The 6,000-nt window shown below is 43.3% G+C and carries 1 protein-coding gene; it reads right to left on the bottom strand.

Translation table 11 applies throughout. The features are described 5' to 3' along the window. Positions 1-5,881: AAA family ATPase (locus LC608_RS30050; protein WP_229557063.1), on the bottom strand; the 5,881-nt coding region annotated here is incomplete at its 3' end. Positions 5,882-6,000: the final 119 nt, after the last annotated feature.

Genomic DNA, 6,000 nt, shown 5'->3' with positions numbered 1-6,000 from the left:
TGCTACCCACTCCAAAGCCTCTGCCATCGTCTTTAATCTGTAAGATACACTGTGTCTGGTTGTACACTAACTCAACCCGAATTTGGCTGGCATAAGCGTATTTAATCGCATTGGTTAATGCTTCCTGTGCAATTCGTAGTAAATTATTTTCAACCTCGGCAGGCATTGGATAAGCTGTGCCTTTGATTTGGTAGGTAACATCGGTATTGACAGAGGCTCTCATTTGAGTTACAAGGCGATGAAGGGCGCTATGTAAATTGCCCTCCTCCAATAGCTGAGGGCGTAGCGCTGCCACTGAGCGACGTGCCTCAGCAAGCCCTGTTCGTGCCAGTTCATCAATCATTTCTAGATGTACCTGGGTTGCTTCTATATCTTCCGCTAGCACTTGCGTTGCAGCTCCTACTTGGAGCAAAACGCCTGTGAAGGACTGGGCTAGCGTATCGTGAATTTCTCGCGCCATGCGGTTGCGCTCTTCCAGAATTGAGGCTTGCTCGGCGCGTTTGCGATCGCTAATATCTGTGATGAGACTGTAGAAGCCTCTCACTTGAGCATTGTGATCGAAATCGGGGATTAAGGTCGCGCTGATGCAGCGTGTACCAAGCAAAGAAGGGATTTCTGCTTCCAGGGCTACAGTTTGCCCTTTAAACACTTGATTAATAGACGGCTCAAATATTGGATAAACTGTCTCACCTAGAAGCGCATGAACAGGCTTGCCCAAAATTTCATCACGACTACAGTTAAACCAAATCTCATAGGTACGGTTGATAAATTGGTAGCAACGATTGGCATCTACATAGCTAATCAATGCTGGTAGTGCGTCGGCGATCAGTCGTAATTCCTGTTCTTGATGACGCAGTGCGGCTTCGCTTTGCTGTAAAGCCGCTGTCCTTTGAGCGACCTGTTGCTCTAGAGTGCGGTTGTAATTTGCTAAGAGGTGTTCTGCTTGTTTCCGCTCTGTGATATCTTGAAAGGCTGCGATCGCATAAACTACATTGCCCTGTTCGTCAAAGACGGGAGTGCCCCACACCTCAACAGGGATCGTTTGGTTATTTTGGCGAATTTCTACGTCATCAATCGTAGTGCGTTCGCCGCTTAATGCCCGGATGATTGGCATTTTTTCAGTAGGGTAGATTTGATCCGCTCCCGTCACATAAAATTGATAAGCCTCTGCGATTTGATCCGGCGGTACGGCAGGATCAATCCCTTTGCCCATGAGATGAATGCCCCGTTGATTGGCATAGTAAGGGCGACCCGTCGCATCAATAACGGCAATTCCTACGGGAATCGCTTCTAAAAATTGAGCCATCTGACTTTCGCTCGCGCGGAGCTTTGAATAGAGCTTGGCATTTTCGATCGCGATCGCTGCCTGGGTTGAAAGTAGATGCAACACTTCTGATCGTGCGGGTGTAAACACTCCAGTTGCTAATCGATTTTCCAAATACAGCACACCGATGAGCTTGCTTTGATTAAGCAGCGGCAAACAAAAGACTGATTGACTTTGGTAACGTTGAATATATGGCTCATTAATAAAAGTACCTTCACGAGTCGCATTATTAAGGATGACAGATTCATGAGTCCGAATCACATAATGAATGATCGATTCAGGTAAACGATTTGCCATTGGCACCGAGCGCAGTACTTGCGTCGCACAGGCTTGCTCGCCTTCATTGAGTTCACAAGCCGCTTCGATTGTCCATTCTCCTGAGTTTTCCAAAAGCAGGCATCCAGTTTGTGCCCCAGCATTTTCAATTAAAATCTGCATTAGAGAACTGAGCAACCGCACCAATTCAATCTCACTCGAAATCGCTTGAGCTGCTTTCATCACCGCCGCTAAATCGAGAGCAATATGTGAGGTATTTGAGGTGGTTCCAGTCGTGGTGCGAACTGGTGTAGAAACTATGTTGGACAACTGAGGAAATAGTTGAGGATAACGAGTCTCTAAATCTTTTACCTTTGCCGTTGCTCCCCATCGTTCATAGCAATAGTGAGCTTCCTTCATGTAGGTTTGGGCAATTTTCGCCCTACCTCGCGCCAGATAATGTTTGGCGGCTAATTCATAGGCTAATGCTTCTTCTTGAAAATACTCATTGTCCTTGGCTCCTTGAATGGCTTGTTCATATAAGTCTTCTGCTTCAAAAATTTGACCCAAGACTCGCGCTTTCTCAGCTTCGATCAAATCATACTTGTGTTGAAAATTAGTTGGAGCGGAATGTGCCCATCTCTGCATCTTCTCCTGATTGCTATTTATTTTGAGCAGCAAATGCTCCTGTTTTGAGGAAGAGATAGACTGGTATGACTGTATCTGAACTAAAGAGTCGTAAAAATAGAATACAGGCGTTGCAAAAGTTCCTAATGCCCCATCTAAATAAAGTTCAGTTTCAGAAGCATACTCTACGGCTTGTGAGCCATTCTCAAATAAATAGCTTAGGATTAGCTTGTCTAAGTAGAAATGGTAGAGGTTACATCGATCATTTGCTTCAAGATAACTTGGTAAGAGTTGCTTTTCGCTGTAATGATTGCCAAGTAAACAACCTGGATTTTCCACTTGCTTTGCTAAATTGTAGATAACCTGCTGCAATTTGCAGAGATAATTTACAGTATTTTCTTGTTTAAGTGGAGCTAGAACATTTCTGTAAATTTTAATTTTCGATTCAACTTCGTTTAGTCGTGAACCAGCGAAATATAAATGTAAACAATCAAATAATGCACAGTATCCACTATATACTAAATCTCCGGTTTCTAGCCCAATCTCGTATCCTTCCCGGACTAGAGATAAGGTTTGATGAATATGATCTTTACAATGCATGAGATGACATGCAACTATCTCTAAAACCTTAGGTTTAAGTTTTTTACTATCTAATTTCTCCGTCAAGCTCAATGCCAATTTGCCTAATTTATAAGCCTCTTCAAAATCTCGCATTATGCCATTGAGAATCAGCCCACCGTAGGCAGCATAGGCAAGAGTTGAGGAGAAAGTATTTCCATGCCGAACAGATAGATTGATTTGCTTGCATACGATCAGCGGTAGTAGTGAAGGAGCAGCTTCAAAGGTAGCTCCAATTAAACCTGATAAGATTTGCATAGCAGCCAGTTTATCTGGCTCTTTCATCAAAGGTAGCTCCAACAAATCCTCTACATTTATGGTATTAAAGTAATCTATTGTTTCCTTTAACTGCTTTTGAACATCAACTTCTGTTGGTATTTCTGGCAAAGTTATACCCAGTAACCCTAAAGCTTCTAAACTAACCTTAATTGCCTTTGTTTGCCTACCTTGCGCCATGCAAGTTTGAACCTTAATCTCATAAATTTTTATTTTATCCAGAACCGTATTTGCCTGTTCTAGAACAACGATCGCCCATTGCTCCATTTGTTGAAAGTCGCCATACAAGTATGCTGCTTCTGTCGCTTCTTCGTACAGTGTTAAGGTCAACGTGTACTGAAACTGCCATCTATCAGCGGCTAGTAATTCTATTCCTATCGTTAAATACTGTAATGAAGCACTACGAGCTGATGATTTTTTAGCTTTCTGCCCTGCGATTAGATTCAACCTTGCTATTTTATCGCGCTCTTGTTGATCCGTGACTAAGTTACGACCTAGATTAAGGTGATCGACCACCTCAAATAACTTGCTTGATCTGGTTTCAGGCTCATTGCTTTTCAGCAATAGGTAACCAATTTGCAAGTGAACAGCTTGTAGTTGTTCCGGATCGATTAAGGCATAGGCAGCTTGCTGCACACGATCGTGCGAAAACTTGTAATTCTGAATCAGCAGATTCTCATCTAACTCTGAGGTTGCTAGAATCATATCTGACTGAATCGCCGTTGTCAGTTCAGCAAAAATTTCAGCCGTCGGTCGTTCGCAGATGGCTGAGAGCGTTGCTAAATCAAACTCAGCACCGACACAAGCAGCTAAACGTAAGACTCGTTGAGTTTGCTCTGGAAGTTGTTTCAACTTCCCGATCATTAACTCCACTACATTGTCGGTAATATTTTTGGCTTTAATGTGAGCAACATCCCATTGCCAGCGTTGTTGATTAATGTTGAAGACTATGAGATCCTGGGTATGCAAAGTTTTGAGGAATTCATTGGTAAAGTGGGGGTTGCCGTTCGTTTTACGCCATACCAACTCTGCTAAAGGTGCGATCAACTCAGTATGAGTGTGCAAGGTTTCAGCAATCAGTTGAGCCACTGCCCGCTGTTCTAGCGGAGCTAACATTATCTGATTAATCGCAACAGTTTCCTGCTTTAGCTTCTCTAGAATTGCCATCAGCGGATGCGCTTGGGTGATTTCGTTATCCCGATAAGCGCCAATTAAAAGCAGGAATTGCATCTCACGATCGCTCAGGATTAACTCAATAAGCTTGAGCGTAGCGGAGTCTACCCATTGCAAATCATCTAAAAAAATGACCAAAGGATGCTCATAAGAACAGCACGCTCGAATGAACTTTTGAAAGACGAGGTTAAACCGATTTTGAGCTTCAGTTGCTCCAACTTCTGGTACAGGCGATTGCTTGCCAATAATTAACTCAACTTCCGGGATGATATCAATGATGATTTGTGCGTTGGTTCCTAAAGCTGTTATGATACGCGATCGCCACTGTTGTACTTTGTCATCAGGTTCACTGAGCAATTGCTGCACCAATTTTTGCAGGGCAGATGCGATCGCGCTGTAGGGAATATTGCGCTGAAATTGATCGAATTTACCAGAGATAAAATAGCCGCGCTTTTGGGTAATTGGTTTATAGATTTCTTGCACTAACGCAGATTTCCCAATGCCAGCATAGCCAGATACCAACATCATTTCGACTTGGAATTTTGGTTTGCCTCTTTGTGCGCTTTGTGAAGTTGTTTCTGAATTGTTTGGTAGAGAAGCAACGCGATTTGACTCTGGACACGCTATGCGATTGTCCTCCGGACACGCTACGCGAACAAACGCCGCCAGTAACATTGCAACTTCCTTGTCCCGTCCATACAGTTTTTGGGGAATTTGAAACTGACCCGAAACGTCTTGAAGCGCCAGTTGAATCCTAGAGATTTGACCAATTTCTTCTAATTGTTCAGCACAGATTTCTAAATCCGCTTTGATTCCCCAAGCACTCTGATAGCGATTTTCAGCATTTTTCGCCATCAGTTTGAGAATGATATCTGAAACTGGCTTGGGAATCGTTGTATTTATTTCATGAGGCGGAATAGGATGTTTGGCAATATGACTATGGACTAGCTCCAGCAAGTCTGTGGTAGGAAATGGTAGTTGTCCAGTGAGCAGTTCGTAAAATGTCACACCAAGGGAGTAAAAATCGGTGCGGTAATCGAGTAAACGGTTCATCCGCCCGGTTTGCTCTGGAGATAGGTATGCGAGTGTCCCTTCTAAAACATGAGGACTTTTGAAAGTCGGATTCGTGCGGTTAAATTGGGTGGCAATTCCAAAGTCAATAATTTTGACAACACCAGTATCCAGATTCAGGACTATATTTCCAGGGTTGATATCTTTATGAATGACACTGGCTGCATGGATTCTGCCCAGAATGTCGCTTATAGCGATCGCAAGACCTAGAAAAGTGGATAAAGGCATCGGGCAGAAAATATCTGGGCGCTTGTGCATCCATTGTTCTAAAGACTCTCCGCCAAAATCTTCTAAGATAATCACCAGAGTGCGTTGATAGTCCTGCTGGCTGTATGCCTTGATAACTCCTTCCAGATTCAGGGAGCGGGTAATTTTATATTCCTGTCTGTAACGGGTTAGTTCAGCAGGTGAGGGATAATCAAGCTTCAGCATTTTTACGATCAGCCCTACTCCATCGTCTCTGATGCCCCGGTACACTAGAGAATTGGAACTTTCGTATATTTTGTTTTGGATAGCAATACCAGGTAGAGCAATCATAGAGCAACTCTTGAGAGGATAATCTGGCATAACCCAAACTATACAGCAATCCAGCTATCTACATTTTTCATTTTTGAGGTTCTATTTGGTTTTGTTTATTTCTAGCCAGTTGCAGAGCC

Origin of the sequence: Nostoc sp. XA010 (assembly GCF_020829625.1) — a bacterium.
Lineage (GTDB): Bacteria > Cyanobacteriota > Cyanobacteriia > Cyanobacteriales > Nostocaceae > Nostoc.
Note: the sequence above shows the minus strand (reverse complement) of the source record. Positions and strands in the feature narration are given on the sequence as shown.